The organism is Streptomyces sp. HUAS 15-9 (genome assembly GCF_025642155.1).
GTDB lineage: Bacteria > Actinomycetota > Actinomycetes > Streptomycetales > Streptomycetaceae > Streptomyces.
In genome coordinates this window covers 9141820-9160657 of the sequence record NZ_CP106798.1, presented here as the reverse complement: position 1 = coordinate 9160657, position 18838 = coordinate 9141820, and the positions used below count along the sequence as shown (strand labels likewise).

The window sequence follows — 18838 nt, the reverse complement described above, 5'->3', positions numbered from 1 at the left end:
CCGAACATCTGGCGTTTCAGCATCTTAAAAGTTACGTGGAATCTGCCGGGGTGACCATGTTTCCCCGGTGCAGCCACGGACTTGGGAGACGGCTTGAGCGGCACGACGGTGCTCATGGAGAAGTGGCCGGTGCTCGGCCGGCACGCGCAGGCGGCGACCTGGCTGACGGTCTGGACGGATCTCGGTCGTGCACCGCGCACGATCGACGCCTACGGCCGGGGACTGGCCGAGTACCTGCTGATGAGCGAGCGGGAGGGTGTCGATCCGGTCACCGCGAACCGTGCACATATCGCCGTCTATGTACGGGAGTTGACCTCGCGGCCGCACCGCCGGGGTGCGAACGTGATCTCGATCGACTCAGGGGCGGGGCTGGCGAACGCGACGATCCAGCAGCTGCTCGTGCCGGTCCGCTTGTTCTACGACTTCCTCATGGAAGAGGGGTTGCGGGATTCCAACCCTGTCGGCCGGGGGCGTTACACCCCGGCCGACGGAACGGCGGTCAGCAGCGCGGCCTGGTGCCCCGACTGACGAAGCTGCCGTGGATTCCCGGAGAACAGCAGTGGCTGAGCGTCCTGGAGGTCGCCAAGCGTGAACCGGTACGCAACCGCGTGATGCTCGCCCTGGCCTACGACGCGGCACTGCGCCGTGAGGAACTGTGCTCGCTGCGGACCGATGACGTCGATCCGGCCCACCGCACGCTGCGGATACGGGCGGAAACGACGAAGAACCGGCTGGAGCGGGTGGTGCCCTACTCGGCACCGACGGGGGTGCTGCTGTCGGACTACCTCGCCCACCGGGCCACGATCAGCCGGGCCCGCGGGCCGCTGTTCCTGTCGGAATCGCGCCGCAATCACGCCCAGCCGCTGAGCCTGTGGACCTGGTCGAAGGTGGTCCGACGGATCGCACTGGCCTCCGGTGTCGAGCGGTTCTCCACGCACACCACCCGCCACCTGTGTCTGACCGATCTGGCCCGCATGGGCTGGGAGTTGCACGCGATCGCGTCGTTTGCCGGACACCGTCACACCGACTCCACCCTTCAGTACATCCACCTCTCCGGCCGGGACCTGGCCGACAAGCTGGCCCGCGGCATGGACCACATCCACGCCTGGCGAATACAGATGCTCACCGCCCCGGCCGGCGCGACGGCGGAGGTGACGCGGTGACCGCACCATCGCTGGTCACCGTCACCGAGGACACCCGCGGTCGCTGGTCCTGGCCGATCGTCCCGGACCGCTACGACACGGCCGTCGCGGTCCGCCCTGCTGAGGCACGGGCCGTCCTCGAACTCGGTGTCCGTAATCTGCGCCGACTTCAGTACCACGACCCGGCCGCACCGGGTTGGCGCGTGATCGCCCGGCTGCTGGGTCCGTTGGAGGCGGTCAACGCCGCGCTCGACTCGCCGCCCACTCCGCACCGCCGACGGGCCATGCTCGACGTGACCGCCCTTCTGCTGACGCACAGCGCGCAGACCGGCCGGAGCTACTGGGGCTGGGACACGCAGGAGTGGATCCGTCTACTCGGCCGCACCCAGGCCGAGTTCCGGCAGCACGCACCCGCCTGGGCCGGGGACGAAGTCCGCCCCTACCTCGCGGCGCACGCCTACCTGCTCGGCTCCTTCAACGAGTTCCACCAACTCGGCAGCTTCCAACGCCTCACGCTGTCCTGGCGGATCTTCGGACGCGACCGCGTCACCAGCGAGATAGCCCGCATCCGCACGGTCCTTGGCACCTGGGGCTATCAGCTGGGCCAGGCGGACGACACGCTGCTGCCGTCGGTCGCCTGCCAGCTGTTTCTGCTCAACCACAGCCCACACCTGGAGGACATGGACACCGCGCTGTTCGACCGGGTCCGCCGCGAACGGCTGCTGGAGGGCGCCCGGCTGAACACCCTGCACGCTCTGCAGCGGGCGGTCGCCGAGCTCGGTCTCTGCGATCCGCCACTGCCGAGCACCGGCCGTCACTCGGCGCGGGCCACTGGCGGCGCCAAGATCTGGGAACAGTGGGCCGACCGCTGGCACGACACCTCCACCCTCACCCCGCGCATCCGCGGCAGCGTCCGCTCCACCCTCCTGCGGGTCGGCCGGTGGATCGCTGCCGAACAGCCCGACGCCGCCGACCCCACCGACTGGACCCGGCAGACCTGCGCGACCTGGATCGCCGCACTGGACCGGATGAAAGGCGGCGACTACGTCCAGCGCACGGTCGGCCTCAAGGACCGGCTCGGCAAGCCGCTGGAGGCGCCCACCAAGGCCGGACAGATCACCGCGCTGCGGACCTTCTTTCGGGACTGCCAGGAATGGGAGTGGCTGCCACGCCGCTTCGACCCACTACGCGCTCTGGCCATCCCCCGCAGCATCACCGCCCTCCTCGTCCCCGACCCGCGGGTGATCGCTGACGAGGTCTGGGCCAAGCTGTTGTGGGCCGGTCTCAACCTCGATCCCGCGGATCTTCCGCAGACCCGCTCCGGGCACTTCTACCCCTTCGAACTGGTCCGCGCGGTCACGCTCACCTGGCTGTTCTCCGGTCAACGCAGCAACGAGATCGCCCGGTTGAGACTCGGCTGCGTCCGCTGGCAGCACGACGGAGCACCCATGCCGGCGACTCACAGCAAGTACTGGCCCGCGACGCGGTCTGCCTGCTCGACGTCCCGACCCACAAGACCGGCACCGCCTTCACCAAGCCGGTTGACCCGATCCTCGGCCAGGCCATCGACGCCTGGCAGGCCGTCCGCCCGGACCAGCCGAAGTTCACCGACCGCCGCACCGGCGAGTTCGTCGAGCTGCTGTTCGCCGTCCGCGCCCGCCGCGTCTCCACCAGCTACATCAACAACACCATCATCCCGATGCTCTGCCGCAAGGCCGGAGTCCCGGACGCCGACGTCCGCGGTAACATCACCAGCCACCGGGCTCGATCCACCATCGCCAGCCAGCTCTACAACGCCAAGGAACCGATGACGCTGTTCGAGCTGCAAGCCTGGCTCGGACACCGATCGCCGCAATCCACCCAGTACTACGCGAAGATCACCCCGAACACTCTGTCCAAGGCGTATTCGGAGGTGGGCTACTTCGAGCGGAACGTCCGCACCATCGAGGTCCTGGTCGACCGGGACGCGGTCGCCTCCGGCGCCGCCGCGACCGGCGAACCCTGGCAGCACTACGACCTCGGACACGGCTACTGCACCTACACCTTCTTCGAGCAATGCCAGCACCGCATGGCCTGCGCACGCTGCGACTTCTACACCCCCAAGGACTCCACCCGAGCCCAACTCTTGGAAGCCAAGGGCAACTTGCAGAAGATGGCCGTCTCGATCCCACTCACCGAAGACGAGCACGCAGCCGTCACCGACGGCCAGAGCGCGCTCGACCGCCTCCTCGACCGACTCGCCGACACCCCCACCCCAGCCGGACCAACACCCCGGCAACTCGACGTCCCAACGAACGCCACACTTCTGCCGATCCTCGACGTCCGCCAGGGCAAACCGCAGCAAGCTTGACAATTCTGATTCCACAGAATCAGCCGGTTGATGTTGCCTTCAACGGCACCTGAACTATGTGGCAGGGACAGGCCGTTCTGGACGGCGTCGAAGTCGCGGCGGAGGTTGCGGGCGAAGCCCGCAAGTGGAGCCAGGGTGTCGTGCTCGACGCTGGCGATCCACTCCTCGAGTCGGTCGCCGTGGCGTGCGGTCATCATGACGGCGAACTTCCTGACGTGGCTGGTGAGCCGGTCCAGTTCGGGGTCGCGCTCACGCAAGCGGTGCAGCTTGTCGGCATCGCCGTCGCGGAGGTGTTCGGGATGGGTCATGATCCATGAGGTGACCTCGCGGACCGAGGGAGGCTTGGGGCCGACGGCGGGTGCGTGTCCGCGCCCGGTGCGGTAGCGCCGCAGGTGACGCTGGACGGCCAACTCGCCTCCGGGATAGCCGAGTTTCTGGATCTCCCGGTGGAGCTGTGCGGCATTTCTTATGCCTTCGTTCCAGCGTCGGTGCAGGTAACCGACGTACGGGTCGACGACATGCGCCCGCTGCAGACTCTTGGCGACGACATCATCAGCGGAGCGGGCGTTGACCAGCTTGCGGACGGTGGCCTGATGCAGCCCGAGCTTCCGGCCGATCGCCGCCTTCGACATCCCCTGCGCCCACAACTCGTGGGCGGCGGCATGCTGCTCCCGAAGCCGGGTCACGATCTTCAGCTCCTTCGACGGCTGCACCACCTCGGGCTCCGCTTCCGGGTGGCCGGGGCCGTCCTCCGCTGCGGCAAGCGGTTCTGCGAGGCGAGAGCGGTGGGCGTTGACCGTCTTCTCAACCGCCTGGCCGAGGTTGGCCCACAAGTGATATCGGTCCGCGACCTGCTGGGCCTGTGGCGCCCCGACCCGCGCGCCCTCCCCGTAACCACTGGAGCGGTCCCGGCAGATGACCTTCACCTCGGGATGGCCTTGGAGCCAGGCGGCCAGGTCCTCGCCCTCGCGGCCGTCGTAGAGATGCAGCGGCCTGTGGATGGCCATGTCGATCAGCACCGTGCCGTAGTGACGGCCCTTGCGGAAGGCAAAGTCGTCGACACCAAGCACCTCAACCTCGCCGATCTCCGGCTCGGGCAGGGACCGGACCATCCGCAGCAGGGTGTCCCTGCCCACGGTGATGCCGACCGCGGCCGTCAGGCGAGCCCCGGCCCGGCCGGCCAGCGCCAACCCGATCTGCATCAACAGCCCGCGCAGCAAAGGGGTATAGCGGCCGTGCGGAGTCGTCAGCCCCGCGATCTGCTCGGCGAACGTCACTGCCGTGCAGGCGGGATTCTCACAGCGGAAGCGACGTATGTGTAACTCGATCACGACACCGAGACCGCCCACAGCGGCATCACGCAGCTTGCGTACATACCCGCCGCGCACCCGCGACGAGCTATGACCGCAGTGGCAGGCCCCGTCGTCGACCGCACTCGTGCCCGCAGTACTACCTTGTCCGGCCGTCGCTCAACCTCCTCGATCAGCAGCGCGGACAGGTACGGAAAAAACTCCAGGAGCACATCACGAGAGCACCCGATGCATGATCGCGAACAGTCGGCACAGCCCGCTCAACCGTCCGGATCACAAGATCGTCGACAGAACCAAGATCCGGGACGGGGCGGTAGCCAACAGGCCCATCTACGTGGCCCTGGCGGTCACTGTCGAGGGCCGGCGGGACATCCTCGGGTTGTGGGCCGGCGACGGCGGCGAGGGTGCCAAGCACTGGATGCACATCCTCACCGAAATCCCTGTTCGGGCACAGAGATCGACTACGCCTGCCGCTGCGGCTTCCCCGGGAACGTAGGGGTCGTCGGGATGGCCGGCGAGCGCCGCCTCGAACGCGGCGGTCTCCATCAGCTCGGGGCGGCGCCGACGCTTGCGGTGCATGTCGATGATGCGGCGCTTGAGGATCGTCCAGGCATGGCCCTCCAGGTTCTCCATCTGCAGCATCCTCAGCCAGCGGTCCATGACCTGGTCGAACGTCAGATCGACAGCCTCTTCGGCGTCGGCGTCCGAGCCGAGATGCAGGTAGGCGTAGCGCATGTAGTCGGTGCACGGCTTCTGGCGGAAACCCCAGTACGCCAGCTGCGCGACCATGTCCCACTGGTCGATCGGCAGGTCCCGCTGATCAGCGGCGCTGACTGCGACGGCATCGAGGACTTGGTCACCCAGAACGTCGACTGGGCAGCACGCTGCTGTGGTTCATTGAGGACGGGTGGGGCCAGTAATGCGGTTCGTCGCCGAGCAACTCGGCATCGATGACGAGTACTTTCTGGGAAGTCGGCCGTGCGGGCGTAGACGGGCTGCCCCTTCTTTATCCGGGCGATTCTCCGCTGCGAGCGCCAGGACCAGAACGGGCTTGCCTACGAGCTTGCCTGACGAGTCGTGCATTCTGTTCCATCAGCATGAGGGGTGAGCTACCGGCGAGACCTGATACTGCCTGAAAGGGATGTGCGCAAAGAGACAATGGAGAGCACTGCTTCCGCTTCCGTAGGGTGATCATCTACCCCTTGTTCAGGGGGTGATCACGGGGAGGAAGCATGCAGAAGATACGCATGGTGGCTGTCGGCGCCGTGGCGGCCGGTCTGCTCGCCGGTGCCGCGCCGGCGAACGCGGTGCAGGATCAGGTCTCCCAGCAGACGCAGTCGGCCCAGGCCAAGGGCGACACGAAGATGAAGGTGCTCAAGGAGTTCGACTACTCCCGCAGCAAGAAGTACCAGCTGCCGCTGCGCCTGGGCGAGTACCACCGCAACAAGAAAGGCAAGATGGTCGGCTTTGGCTGGACCAAGATCAAGGTCAAGCACAACATCACCAAGTACGGCCTCGTCGGCTGGCTGGCCAAGTCGCCCAACATCGACCACCTCAGGGGCCCCCGCTACAATCTGACCGGTTTCGCTCACCGCGTCAAATGCTCCGGCGGCCGCTGTAAGGTCGTCGACCGGCGCAAGATGCTGCTGGCCACCGACGAGACGATGACCGCCACCGGCGGGCGCGGCCGGTTCGCCTTCTTCGGCGCGGTCACCGCCTTCTGCGTGGGCACCGAGAAGTGCCCGACCTGGGTGAACACCAAGTTCAAGCCGCGCATGACGGCCCTGAACACTGCCGCCCCCGGAGATCAGTATGTGTTCTCCTACAAGCCACTGAAGGTCAGCAAGGGCCGCCTCGTCCCGGCTGCCTGAGTACACGTCAGAAGATCGGTAGCATGGATGCCGCCCCGGAAGACCAGCCGGGGCGGTATCCGCACGAGACGCAAGGGGGAGCATCATGGCGGCCCGCGGAAAGAGGCGCCGGACGCGAACGGTGACGGTCGCCTCCTACGGACCGCCCTCCGCGAACAAACCGAGCGAACAGCATGCCGCTGACGACGCGACGGCGGCTTTCCTCCTCAGCGTCTCCGACCTCGTCTTCCGTGCCGGGACACAAGGCATCGAGCTGCGCCGCATGGACGTGGCCATGCGCACCTTCGAGTTCTGCGACACCCAGACCTCCCGTCGGCGAGACGCCACCAGTGACGGCCGCGCCATCCCGGCCGAGGGGACAGAGCGCGTCGGCCAGTACTGGATGCCGGACGCGGCATCCCCGGGCTGGGCCCACCTGGCATGGCTCATCCAGGACCTCGCCTCGCTGCCGACCCACCGCCACTACGGTCCGGAGGGCGGCCCCGAACTGGTCGGCCTCCAGGCCTTCGGACCGGACTGGGTCGATGTGCTCCTCGCGCACCGTGAGGGCCAGTGGCGGGTACGGATCCAGATGGAAGGACGCGACGAGCCCCTCCAGTTCCCGGCGATGGCCCTCGGCGAGCTGTTCGGCGAAGGCGGCCACCGGCACGATGCGGAGCCGGATGAACCCGATCTCGTCCGCGACATCCTCTAAATTCCGGTCAGCGACATGAACCCCTGGGCGATGCAAGGCCGCCCACCGCACACAGCACGATCACCAGCCACTCCGGCTGAGGCGGGCGGCAGGCCTCCTTCAGCACCGCCTCGTGCTCGCCATCGCTTTCAGGCGGCACATCTCCCGACGGCGCCGCTGCTACGTAGGTCCAGCGACACGAAGCCGACCTCCTGGCCGTCGCAGCGGATCCAGTACGTCAGAAGGTTAGGAGGCGGCGGGCAGGCCGAGCCCCATCTGCCCGGTCAGGGGACGAGGCTGGAGTGCTCGCCTGCCGCAGCCGTCACACGCGCCGCAGCACCGCGACGACCTTGCCCAGGATGGTCGCGTCGTCGCCGGGGATCGGCTCATAGGCCGAGTTGTGTGGGAGGAGCCAGACATGGCCGTCCTCGCGCTTGAAGCGCTTGACGGTGGCCTCGCCGTCCAGCATGGCGGCCACGATGTCGCCGTTCTCGGCGACCGGCTGGCGGCGCACGGTGACCCAGTCGCCGTCGCAGATCGCGGCCTCGATCATGGAGTCGCCGACGACCCGAAATCGACAGGTTCCTGGTTTCCTGGCGCACTCTGGCGACGAACCCGCGGGTCATTGTGGCGGAACCCCCGCACCGTACGTCGCGTTCGTTGTTCAGGGTCAGGCCGATCACGGCGGCCCTGAGGGCGACGGCTCCGGCGACACCGGCCAGAGCCCTGTCTCTCCAGGGAGCGGACCGCTCCTCGGCGTGGGGGCGGTGGTGGTGCGGCCAGTTGGGCGGTCTTTGTGACCTGGCCGCCCGCAGCGAGCTGAGCAGGCGGCAATGTTAGGCCGGCTGACCGGTGCCGAGGCCGAGCTGGCGGTCGAGTTGCTCAGTGAGTGCGGTGGCGGGCCGGGCAAGCGTCTTGTGCTTGGCGGTGATGCCCGTCGAGTACGTCAATGCGCAGCTCGGTGACGGAGCCGGCAGCCCCGAGGGTCAGGTCCAGTCGCCATGGCCGAGCCAGGTGCAGGCGGGGTTCTTCCACGGATCGTCTTTCCCGCGATGGCGATGTGACCACGCGGGCTACGTGGGCCCAGAGGGGCCAGATGCCCGAGGACCAGCGAAAGCCGATGGCTTGTGGGTCGGAGCCCAGGTAGCGGCGGCCCGCACGACGCGCCGTCGCGTGCGGGGGACATGGGCGAGGTTCCGAGCAGTTCGGCGTCATGGATGTTGCGTACGACCGGATTGTGTCCCGCCGAGTGGTGTAGGAATTCCGCCCGCCCGTCCAGAGGACCTGCCTGCGCCTGACGCGGTCGAGTGACTCGGACCTCTGCGCGAGCTGGTGAGGCGGTCGGGACTGCCCGGCGCCCCGAAACCGGCCCAGTGGTCACTGTGACCTGCGACGACACGAAGGCCGCCCTGCTACACCTCTCGGCGGGACGACCGGTGGCGCTGAAGCCGCCGAGCAGCGCAGTCCCCTGTGGGTGGCCGGGGCTCGACAATCGCCTGGGTCAGGCCGAGGGCAGCGATGGCAGGGGCCGACTGGCGATCTCCTGTGCTTCGGCGCGTGTCATGCCGAACATACGCAGCAGGCGAGTGGCCAGTTGATCGGAAACATGCTCGGCATCGAGGTCCGGGCGGGTCTCCAGCAGGTGGAGCACCCCGAGCAGGGCGCCGCCGACCATGGCCACGGCGGTGTGCGGGTCGTCGATGTCCAGCCGTCCGTCGTCGGCGGCGGCCTGCAGGTCCCGCATCGCCCGCGGGGCCAGGCCGCTGTCGGAGGTCAGGTAGGGCATGCCGGTGCGGACGAGGATCCTGGCGATCTGTGTGTGGGTGCGCTGCAGCCGGCCGGTCAGGCGGACACTGGCGGCGAAGATCTCCGCGGGATCCTCCAGGTCTCCCACGACTGATTCCAGGAGGACGCCGTGTTCCTCCAGGGTGAGGGCGACGGCGGCGTCGAACAGCTCGTCCTTGCTGGTGAAGTGGTTGTAGAAGGAGCCGAAGCCGACGTCCGCCGCCTCGGTGATCTCTTGGATGCTCACGTCGGTCCGCCCCTGCTCGGCGAGAAACCCCTGCGCGGCGGCGATCAGCGCGGCTCGGGTACGCGCCTTGCGCCGGTCCAGGCGGTTGGGCGCGGGGCTGGGCGTCCGGCTGTTGGCCTTGCCCTGTCGGTCGATGCTCATCGCTCTACCTTATCCAATGATCAGTTTTGATGATTTCATCAACACTGATGACTATTGACGATTCTGTCATCTGAACTGATTCTCTCATCACTGCTGACTGGAGTTGCTCGCGGGAGCGGCCCGGTCGACGTCTGTCCAGGACTCAGGAGAGCCGATGAGTATCCAGGTCGTCCGCACTACAGACGGCTGGTGGGTGGAGAGCGGCACAGGACGGCTGCACCGCGTCGACACCGACGCGGACACCACCGCTGGCCTGCTCGCCGACCGTTCCGCCGTGCGGCAGGCGGCTGCCCGCGCCGCTGCTGACCCCGACGCCGGGCTTTCCGGTGGAGAGGCGGAGCTGCTGTCGCCCGTCACCACTCCCTGCCGGGTGGTGGCGCAGATGGTCAACTACCGTTCCCACGCGGTGGATTCCGGGTTCGACCCGGACACCGTCCCGCCCGCCTTCTTCCGTAAGGCGTCGGGGTCCGTCAGCGGCCCGTACCAGGACATTGTGCGTCCCCAGCACGTGCGCTTCCTGGACTACGAGGTGGAGCTCGGGCTGGTGATGGGTGCGGGCCTGCCGGTCGGCACCGAGGTCACCGACGCCGACCTGCCGGCGTACGTCGCCGCGCTGGTCGTCGCCAACGACGTCAGCGCCCGCGACCTGCAGCTGCCCAAGACGCAGTTCTACGAGTCCAAGTCGTACCCGACCTTCACTCCGCTTGGGCCCCGGCTGCTGCTGGTCGATGCCGACGATCTGGCCCGCCTGCCGGACCTGCGGCTCACGCTGAAGGTCAACGGGACCACCCGGCAGGACCGCACCACGACGGACATGATCGTCCGACCCGCCCGTGCACTCAGCCTGCTGGCCCGCTTTCAGACGCTGCAGCCCGGTGACGTCCTGCTCACCGGAACGCCCGGCGGCACCGCCCTGAAATCCCCCGGCAGGCTCCTGACCAGGCTTGCCGCCCTGCTGCCCCCGCACAAGCGCTGGCAGAAGTTCTTCGCCCGCCAGCAGGCGAACCCCGACTACCTCAAGGACGGCGACGTCGTCACGGCTTGCATCGCGACCGATGACGGCGCACTTGATCTCGGCGAGCAGCGCACGGTGGTGCGCACCCGCTGACGACTCCCGGGCCCCCCGCCCGGGCCCGGCCGACCCGGCATCCCCGTACCGGGCCAGCCACTTGACCCCAATCCCTCACCTTGCAAAGGCGCACCGGTGACACTCACATCCACCGACCTGCTGTGGCCCGCCCCCGACAGCATCGCGGACCTGTCCGCGATCGAGGCTGTTCCGCTGCATGAGCGCGGCCTGCCCGCCACCACCTACGACGCCCTGATTCGCGCCGCCCGTCTGTGGCCCGACCGTCCTGCCCTGACGGTGCTGTCCGATGCCGCGCGTTTCCTGTGCCCTGCTACAGCCACCTTCGCGCAACTGCGTGACCAGGTGCATCGCACCGCCAATCTGCTGGGCTCCCTCGGCGTCACCCCCCGGGCCGCCGTGGGCCTGCTCGCGCCGAACACCGCGGAGCTGCCCGCCGCCCTGCTGGCCGCGCAGGCCGCGGGAATCGCCGTCCCGGTGAACCCGGGCCTGGCGTCCGAGCACGTCGAGCAGTTGCTGCGGCGCGGCGGTGCGCGGGTGCTCATCGCCGCCGGTCCGCAGCTGGATGCACAGGTGTGGGCCACGGCCCGGCAGGTCGCCGCGGCCTTGCGGCTGGACGCACTGCTGGCCCTGGCCCCCACCATGGCCGACGGCCATGGTCCCGCTCTGGACCCCATCGAGGGCGTACGCGTCGGCTACCTCACGGAGCTTGCCGCGTCCCATCCCTCCGGCCGGCTGGTGGACATCGAGCCCCCGGCCGCCGACGACCTGGCCGCCTACTTCCACACCGGCGGCACCACCGGCACTCCCAAGCTCGCCGCGCACACGCACGCCAACGAGGTCGTCGACGCCTGGATGGTGGCGGCGAGCATTCCTCTCGACGAGGACTCGGTGATGTTCGCGGCGCTGCCGTTGTTCCATGTCAACGCCCTGATCGTCACCCTGCTCGGCCCGCTGCTGCGCGGCCGGGGAGTGGTGTGGGCCGGGCCGTTGGGCTACCGGGATCCCGAGCTGTATCCGGTGTTCTGGAAGCTGGTGGAGCACTACCGCATCGCCACCATGTCCGGCGTGCCCACCGTGTACTCCGTCCTCGCCCGTGTCCCCGTGGACGCGGACATCTCCAGCATGCGGTTCGCCGCCGTCGGCGCCTCGCCTCTGCCGCCCGCCGTACGGGAGTCCTTCGAGGAGCACACCGGCATTCCTCTGTGCGAGGGTTACGGGCTGACCGAGGCGACCTGCGCCTCCGCTCTCGGCCTGCCCGGTCACACCCGCCCCGGTAGTGTCGGGCGGCGCCTGCCCTACCAGCAGGTCAAGACCGTGCGGATCGACCCGGACACCGGCGAGTGGCACGACCTGCCGCCGGGTGCCACCGGAGTGCTCGCCGTCAGCGGCCCGGTCCTCTTCGCCGGCTACGTCGCCGAGCACACCGCCCAGGGGCCGCGCCTGGAGACCGCCGGGAAGATCCGCGACGGCTGGCTGGACACGGGCGACCTGGCCCGAATCGACGCCGACGGCTTCATCCACCTCGCCGGCCGCGCCAAGGACCTGATCATCCGCGGCGGTCACAACATCGACCCGGCCGCGATCGAGGACGCCCTTCTCACCCATCCCGGCGTCACCGCCGCCGCGGCGGTCGGCCGTCCCGATCCGCATGCCGGCGAGGTGCCCGTCGCCTACGTCACCCTCGCCCCCGGCGCCGGCGTGGAACCCGAGGAACTGCTCACCTGGGCCACCGAACGGGTCCCCGAGCGCGCCGCCGCCCCGCGCGAGGTGTGCGTGATCGACGCCATCCCACTCACCGCCGTCGGCAAGCCGTACAAGCTCGGCCTTCGCCTGGACGCTACCCACCGCGCGGTCCACGCCGAACTGGTCGCCCAGGGCGCGGACTGCGACCCGCAGCGCATCCTGTGCCGACCGCACGACGGCGGTGTCCGCGTCACGGTACCCGCCCACGCCGACGAGGCGGTACGACGCAGGGTCACCGCAGCCCTCGACCGCTACGTCCTGCACTGGCAGTACGCCCCCAGCACGCCACCCGAGAGAGAAACCCCATGAGCACCACCGCCATCGTCCTCGCCGTCCTCCTCGCCGGGATCTTCCTCCTGCTCGGGTCGGCCAAGCTCGCGGCCGTCCCCGCGATGCGCCAGGCCGCGGCCCACGTCGGCATGACCACCACCCACTACCGCCTGCTGGGCGCTCTGGAGGTGGCCGCAGCGGCCGGTCTGCTGCTCGGCCTGCGGATCACCGCCCTCGGCGCCGCCGCATCGGTCGGCCTGATCCTGCTCATGGCCGGAGCCGTGGTCGTCCACCTGCGCAGCGGCGACCCGGCGGCCCGCTGCCTGCCGGCCGTCATCGTGGGTGCCCTGGCCGCAGCTCGTCTCGTGCTGCTGGCCGGCGGCTAGCCGACCACACACCCTGTTGCCGGCTGGCGTGTCGCCGTGACCGCTCAGCCGCCGCCCGGGACCCGAGGAGGATCACGATGAGCCGTATCGACATCGGCCAGCATCTGCCACCCCGCACCTCCATGTGGTGGCCGACGTAGCACAGCTTCCACTCTCAGCGCCGCCGCAGGCCGCCTTCCTCTCGTACGGCGCCCACTGCGTCTCCACCGCCTTGGCCGCCCAGGCCCGGAGCGTCCCCTCATTCGGCACTCGGGACCGGCACCCCGCCCCGATCAATCGACCGGGAAACGCTCTTGGCGCTGTTCCCCCGCCGCTCCCTGAGCCGTCCCCACCCCATGGCCCCGAGCCGTGACACCCCATGGAGTACCCAATGAACGACATCGACGTCCCCGTCCTCATCGTCGGCGGAGGCGGTGCGGGGCTCACCGCCTCCATGCTGCTCAGCCGCATGGGCATAGAGTCCCTGCTGGTCACCGCCTGGCCCAGCACCTCCGTCCTGCCCAAGGCCCACGTCCTCAACCAGCGCGCCATGGAGGTCATGCGCGACGCCGGCGTGGCCGACACGATCTACGCCGCCTCCACTCCGGCCGAGCAGATGTCCCACACCGCCTGGTACGTCGGGCTGGCCGGCGACCACGAGGACTACGGCCGCAGGGTCGCCAGGATGGAGGCCTGGGGAGCCGGTGGCCGCTCACCCGAGTGGCTCGCGGCCAGCCCCGAGCGGCAATCCAACCTGCCCCAGATCCGCCTCGAGCCGGTCCTGCGCGCCCGCGCCGAGGAACTCTCGCCCGGCCGGGTCCGTTTCCACCACGAGCTGACCGGACTCGGCCAGGACGACGAGGGCGTCACCGCTACCGTCGCCGACCGCGACACAGGCGAGACCTACCGGGTGCGGGCCCGCTACCTGCTGGGCTGCGACGGCGGCCGTACCGTCGGACCCGCACTGGGCATCGTCCAGGAGGGCGTGCGTGACCTCGCCCGTGTGGTCTCCTTCCACATCTCCGCAGACCTGTCCCGCTGGGCGCACGACCCGGAGGTGCTGATCCGCTGGCTGTGGCTGCCCGGCCTCGGCATCCCCGGCGTTCTCGTGCCCATGGGGCCCGACCACTGGGGGCCCGAGTCCGAGGAGTGGGTCTTCCACCTCAACTACGGGCCCGATGACGGCCGTGCGCTGGACGACGAGTCCGTCCTGGCCGACCTGCGCACGGGGCTGGGCTTGAGCGAGGAGGATCTGACGGTCCACATGATCTCCCGCTGGACTCTGGAGGGCGTGGTCGCCGACCGCTACCGCGTCGGCCGCGTTCTGATCGCCGGCGACGCCGCCCACCGCCACCCGCCCACGGGCGGCCTCGGACTGACCTCCGCCATGCACGACGTGCAGAACCTCACCTGGAAACTCGCCGCCGTCCTGAACGGCCATGCCGGCGACGCCCTGCTCGACACCTACGAGGCCGAACGGCGCCCGGCGGACGCCACCAACGTCCAGCGCTCGCTGGAGAACGCCATGAACCACATCGCCATCAACGCCCTCTTCGGCGGCGGGCCCCAGGCCAGCGAAGAGGAGAACTGGCGGCAGGCCTGCCGCCTGTGGAGCGAGGACCCCGCCGACGCCGACATCCGCCGCACCTTCCTCGCTGCCGTGGCCGCCCAGTCCATGGAGTTCAACGAACTGGGCGTCGAGTTCGGCTACACGTACGACTCCGCGGCCGTCGTCCTCGACGGCACTCCCGCACCCGAGAACCCCGACCCGGTCCGCGTCTACCAGCCCGCCGCCCGCCCCGGACACCCGCTGCCCCACGCCTTGTTGGAGGACCTCGGCGGCCGTCGCGTGGCCCTGGCCCGCCTGGTGCGCCCCGGCCGCCTGCTGCTGATCGCCGGAGAGGACGGTCAGGCCTGGTGCGAAGCCGCCGAGAAGATCGCCGCCGAGTGCGGGCTGCCGGTGGACGCGATCCGGGTCGGCCATGTCGACGGCGACTACCGCGACCTGCGCTCCACCTGGACCGCCGCCCGAGGTCATACACCGCAAGGCGCCGTCCTGGTGCGCCCGGACCGCTTCATCGGCTGGCGCGCCCACGGCGCGGCCACCGACCCGGTCGCCGAACTCACCACCGCACTGGACACCCTGCTCGCACGGTAGGAACCGCTCACCCGCCGTGCCACCCTGCCTGCCGATCACCGCCGCAGTCGGTGGGCCGGGCCTCCAATCCTCACCTCGCCTCGCCTCCGGCACACCGCGGCACCCGCCCCGCCATCGCGACAGGTCGTGGAGGCCACAGGAAGGAATCCCCCGTGAACGAACCGACATCCACCCCCGCCCCTACTGCCGACGCCCATCAGGGACTGCACAGCGAGCAGGGTGCCCTGCGCGGAGAGCACTCCGGCCGAGCCGCTCAGCCCGTCATCAAAGTGGTCGACCTGGCCTGGCTGGAGTTCACCAAGCCTGACCTGGACCGGGCCGAGACCTTCGCCCACGACTTCGGCTTCACCACCGCTGCGCGTACCGATGACACCCTCTATCTACGGGGTGCCATGGCCGGACCGCACTGCTTGGTGATCCGCCGCGGCCCCGCTTCCCGGTTCATCGGCCCCGCCTTCCAGGCCGCCGACGCCGCTGACCTTGACCGGCTGGCCCGGGCCACCGGCCACAAGGTCCGCACCCTGACCGAGTACGGCGGAGGCCGCACCGTGGACCTGCTCGACCCTTCCGGCATCCCGGTCCGTGTCGTGCACGGCGTCACCGAGCAGCCCGCGCGACCGCTGCGACAGCCCCTGATCCTCAACACGGGCACCACCACCGCGGCCGCCCGCATCAACGCCACCCAGCGCCCGCCCCGCAAACCCTCCCAGGTGCAGCGTTTGGGCCACGTCGTGCTCTCCACCCGGGTCTTCCGGCGCGCCCTGGACTGGTACCTGCAGCACCTCGGCCTGATCGTCAGCGACTTCCTCTATTTGGACGGGCAGCGCGACCGCGGCCCCACCATGGCCTTCATCCGCTGCGACCGTGGCGACGAACCCGCCGACCACCACACCCTGGCCATGCATCTCGGCCCCGACACGGGGTATGTCCACTCCGCCTATCAGGTCGCCGACTTCGACACGCTCGCCGCCGGCGGCGAGTACCTGCGAGAGCGCGGCTACCACCACTCCTGGGGCATCGGCCGACACATCCAGGGCAGCCAGATCTTCGACTACTGGCGTGACCCCGACCGCTTCATGCTGGAGCACTACGCCGACGGCGACGTCTTCGACAGCACGCTGGAACCCGGCTGGGCCGCGATGTCCGCCTCCGGCCTGGCCCAGTGGGGCCCGCCCGCCACCCGCGACTTCCTCGGCACCACCCCCTCTCCGGGGGCGCTCCTCCAGGCGATCTCCGCACTGCGCGAGGACAACGAAATCGACCGAGCCCGGCTGATGGGCCTGATGAAAGCCCTGAGCAAGTGACCGCCACCGCCCCCGAGCACGTACCCGTCGTGGTGATCGGTGCCGGACCCACCGGGCTGACCGCCGCGACCCTCCTCGCCCGTCACGGCGTGCCCGCCCTGGTCCTGGAACGCCATCGCGCCCCGTATCCGCTGCCGCGCGCCGTCCACCTGGACGACGAGGTGCACCGCATCCTCCAAGCCGTGGGCATCCACGAGGCGTTCAGCGAAATCACCCGTCCCGCCCGCGGCATGCGGCTGCTGGACGGCTCGCACCGGGTGCTGGCCGAGTTCCTGCGCGACAGTCCGTACGGATGGCACGGCTTTCCCCAGGCCAACATGTTCGACCAGCCCGAGCTGGAGCAACTGCTCCGGGACACCCTCACGAAGCACGCCTCGATCACGTTGCGCGGAGGCATCGAGGTCACCGCCGTGACCCCGCCCCCGCACGGTGGCGTCCCGGTGGAGGTCTCTTTCCGCGACGAGGGCACCCGCGTCTCCCACAGGCTCCTGGCCGACGCCGTCCTGGGCTGCGACGGCGCGGGCAGCCTGGTCCGCGCCTCCATCGGCTCCCGGATGCAGGACCTCGCATCCCAGCAGCAGTGGCTTGTCGTCGACATTCGCTGCCGTGTGCCGCTGCCCGCCTGGGAAGGCGTTCACCAGATCTGCGATCCCGGGCGGGCGGCCACCTACATGCGCGTCGGCGAGGACCGCTACCGCTGGGAGTTTCGCCTGCGCACCGGCGAACAGCCAGAGGAGCTCACCGACCGGGGGCGTCTGCTCGAGCTGATCGCTCCCTGGACACCGGGCATCGCCGAGGACGAGCTGCACGTCCTACGCACCGCCTTCTACACCTTCCGTGCCCAGGTCGCCGACCGCTGGCGCAAGGGCCGCGTCTTCCTGCTCGGTGACGCCGCCCACCTCACCCCGCCCTTCATCGGGCAGGGCATGGGCGCGGGGATGCGCGACGCCCACAACCTCGCCTGGAAGCTCGCCCGTGTCCTCACCGGCCGTGCGAGCGAGGCCCTGCTCGACACCTACCAAGCCGAACGGCGTCGCCACGCACGTCAGTTGATCCGTACCGCCGTGGGCGTGGGTGCGGTCATGACCGGCGGCGGCACGGGCACCGCACTGGCCCGCAACGCCGTCCTGCCCGCCCTCTCCCGCCTGCCGGGCGCGTCCGGTCTCGTCCTGTCCGCCGTCAGCCCGCCGCTGCGGTCCGGACCTCTGGTCGGCTTCCGCCGCCTGGGCCATCCACGCCCCGGCACGCTGTGCCCCCAGCCGCTGATCCCCGACGCCGACGGAACCCCACGTCCGCTGGACGATCTGCTCGGCGAGAACTTCGCACTTCTGGCCACTGCACCGCTCAGCCCGGCCCTGCACGCCCTCGTCCGAGCGTTGGACGCCCGCGTCCTAAATCTGCACAACCCCCGGCGGCAACAGCCCGGCACGGGCGGCAACGGGCACGGGGCCGATCCGGGCATCGGCGCCTTGGTCCGCTGGATGGGCCGTGCGGGCGCCGTCCTGCTCCGCCCCGACCGAGTCGTCCTCGCCACCGCGACCCGCCCCCGCCACGGCCGAGCATGCGGAGACGACCTTGCGGCCGCCGCAGCGGCCTGGGCGCCCATATTGTGCAGCGGCGCCGGTACGACCGGAAGCGCCGCTGCCGTGCCCACGCACCTGGGTGACGGCGGCTGAAGGCCCATCGCCGAGCCGCGACCTGCACTCCGTCGTGCCTGTTCACAGGGTCGTTTCGCGGGTGTGGGAACGTCAGCCGGGACAACCCCCCGTCCCCGCCCGCCGCACAGGGCTCGGCGGCGGGTGACGATGGAGCGCTTGGCCGCCGTCGCCCTGAGCGTTGTGTTCCTCGCCCGGCCGGGATCAAGGACCGGCTGCCGACGTCCGGGTAACGGCTCACGAGCACCGTCCGCGCTCGTCGGCGATCGTCCCGGGCGCTCAGCAGTTCCCGGACCTCGCCGAGGCAGCCGCCCGCGACCAGATGTCCTACCGGGGCTTCCTCGCCGAACTGCTGCTGGCCGAGTGCGACGACCGTGCCCGACGTCGGACCGAGCGCAGGATCAAGGCCGCGTCCTTTCCCCGGGACAAGAGTCTGCGGGCGTTCGACTTCGAGGCCAACCCGAACATCGACCCGGCCACCGTGAACACCCTCGCCACCTGCGACTGGGTCAAGAAGGGCAAGCCGCTCTGCCTGATCGGTGACTCGGGTACCGGCAAGTCCCACCTGCTGATCGCCCAGGGCACCGAGGCCGCGATGCACGGCTTCCGGGTCCGCTACGTGCTGGCCACCAAGCTCGTCAACGAGCTGGTCGAAGCCGCCGACGAGAAGCAGCTGTCGAAGACGATCGCTCGCTACGGGCGCGTCGATCTTTTGTGCATTGATGAACTCGGCT

14 protein-coding genes and 4 pseudogenes are annotated in these 18838 nt (G+C 69.7%); 14 read left to right on the top strand and 4 right to left on the bottom strand.

The genetic code is table 11. The features are described 5' to 3' along the window. The first annotated feature begins 93 nt into the window (after window positions 1-93). The gene (locus N8I87_RS41710; protein ID WP_263216134.1) at window positions 94-528 is read left to right on the top strand and encodes a site-specific integrase; all 435 of its coding nucleotides are present in this window, start codon (window positions 94-96) and stop codon (window positions 526-528) included. Further along, window positions 516-1163 (top strand): site-specific integrase, encoded by a 648-nt coding sequence (locus tag N8I87_RS41705; RefSeq protein WP_263216133.1) that lies wholly within the window; start codon window positions 516-518, stop codon window positions 1161-1163. Before N8I87_RS41710 ends, N8I87_RS41705 begins: the two co-directional genes overlap by 13 nt. Window positions 1164-1513: 350 nt before the next feature. Here the strand turns inward: N8I87_RS41705 and N8I87_RS41700 are convergent, their stop codons facing one another. Continuing rightward, window positions 1514-1960, bottom strand: a complete 447-nt coding sequence (locus tag N8I87_RS41700) for a hypothetical protein (protein WP_263216132.1) — start codon at window positions 1958-1960, stop codon at window positions 1514-1516. A 455-nt stretch (window positions 1961-2415) separates the two neighbouring features. Between N8I87_RS41700 and N8I87_RS41695 the strand changes: the two genes are divergently transcribed. Continuing rightward, window positions 2416-3492 carry a tyrosine-type recombinase/integrase gene (locus N8I87_RS41695; RefSeq protein WP_263216130.1) on the top strand — a complete coding sequence of 359 codons (1077 nt, stop codon included), beginning with the start codon at window positions 2416-2418 and terminating at the stop codon, window positions 3490-3492. Window positions 3493-3515: 23 nt separating this feature from the next. Here the strand turns inward: N8I87_RS41695 and N8I87_RS41690 are convergent. Then, window positions 3516-4901: pseudogene (locus tag N8I87_RS41690) on the bottom strand (ISL3 family transposase); the annotation flags it as partial. 196 nt (window positions 4902-5097) lie between these two features. On the opposite strand from N8I87_RS41690, the pseudogene N8I87_RS41685 reads away from it, so the two are divergent. From N8I87_RS41685 to N8I87_RS41670, 4 genes and pseudogenes are all read left to right on the top strand, one after another. Next, window positions 5098-5265: pseudogene (locus N8I87_RS41685) on the top strand (transposase); the annotation flags it as partial. 44 nt (window positions 5266-5309) lie between these two features. Continuing rightward, window positions 5310-5756 carry a hypothetical protein gene (locus N8I87_RS44195; protein WP_317633545.1) on the top strand — a complete coding sequence of 149 codons (447 nt, stop codon included), beginning with the start codon at window positions 5310-5312 and terminating at the stop codon, window positions 5754-5756. A 278-nt stretch (window positions 5757-6034) separates the two neighbouring features. Then, window positions 6035-6673 carry a hypothetical protein gene (locus tag N8I87_RS41675; RefSeq protein ID WP_263216129.1) on the top strand — a complete coding sequence of 213 codons (639 nt, stop codon included), beginning with the start codon at window positions 6035-6037 and terminating at the stop codon, window positions 6671-6673. 85 nt (window positions 6674-6758) lie between these two features. Beyond that, window positions 6759-7367: a hypothetical protein gene (locus tag N8I87_RS41670; protein ID WP_263216128.1), complete on the top strand. Its 609-nt coding sequence runs from the start codon at window positions 6759-6761 to the stop codon at window positions 7365-7367. A gap of 301 nt (window positions 7368-7668) precedes the next feature. Here the strand turns inward: N8I87_RS41670 and lexA are convergent. Together lexA and N8I87_RS41660 are read right to left on the bottom strand one after the other, a co-directional pair. Beyond that, a pseudogene (gene lexA / locus N8I87_RS41665) lies at window positions 7669-7929 on the bottom strand (transcriptional repressor LexA); the annotation flags it as partial. A 918-nt stretch (window positions 7930-8847) separates the two neighbouring features. Beyond that, complete coding sequence (locus N8I87_RS41660; protein ID WP_263216127.1) at window positions 8848-9519, bottom strand: TetR/AcrR family transcriptional regulator; 672 nt, start codon at window positions 9517-9519, stop codon at window positions 8848-8850. A 154-nt stretch (window positions 9520-9673) separates the two neighbouring features. On the opposite strand from N8I87_RS41660, the gene N8I87_RS41655 reads away from it, so the two are divergent. The 7 genes and pseudogenes from N8I87_RS41655 to N8I87_RS41625 all read left to right on the top strand — a co-directional run. Next, window positions 9674-10627: a fumarylacetoacetate hydrolase family protein gene (locus N8I87_RS41655; protein WP_263216126.1), complete on the top strand. Its 954-nt coding sequence runs from the start codon at window positions 9674-9676 to the stop codon at window positions 10625-10627. 96 nt (window positions 10628-10723) lie between these two features. Then, a complete protein-coding gene (locus N8I87_RS41650; protein WP_263216125.1) occupies window positions 10724-12661 on the top strand; it encodes an acyl-CoA synthetase in 1938 nt (645 codons plus the stop codon). Next, window positions 12658-13008: a DoxX family protein gene (locus tag N8I87_RS41645; RefSeq protein ID WP_263216123.1), complete on the top strand. Its 351-nt coding sequence runs from the start codon at window positions 12658-12660 to the stop codon at window positions 13006-13008. Before N8I87_RS41650 ends, N8I87_RS41645 begins: the two co-directional genes overlap by 4 nt. Before the next feature lie 370 nt (window positions 13009-13378). Further along, entirely contained in the window at window positions 13379-15145 is a 1767-nt protein-coding gene (locus N8I87_RS41640) for an FAD-dependent monooxygenase (RefSeq protein ID WP_263216121.1), read from the top strand. 152 nt (window positions 15146-15297) lie between these two features. Then, the gene (locus N8I87_RS41635; protein WP_263216119.1) at window positions 15298-16449 is read left to right on the top strand and encodes a VOC family protein; all 1152 of its coding nucleotides are present in this window, start codon (window positions 15298-15300) and stop codon (window positions 16447-16449) included. Continuing rightward, a complete protein-coding gene (gene mhpA / locus N8I87_RS41630) occupies window positions 16446-18125 on the top strand; it encodes a bifunctional 3-(3-hydroxy-phenyl)propionate/3-hydroxycinnamic acid hydroxylase MhpA (RefSeq protein ID WP_263216118.1) in 1680 nt (559 codons plus the stop codon). Before N8I87_RS41635 ends, mhpA begins: the two co-directional genes overlap by 4 nt. A 262-nt stretch (window positions 18126-18387) precedes the next feature. Beyond that, window positions 18388-18837, top strand: a pseudogene (locus N8I87_RS41625) (ATP-binding protein); the annotation flags it as partial. Between the last annotated feature and the right edge of the window lies 1 nt (window position 18838).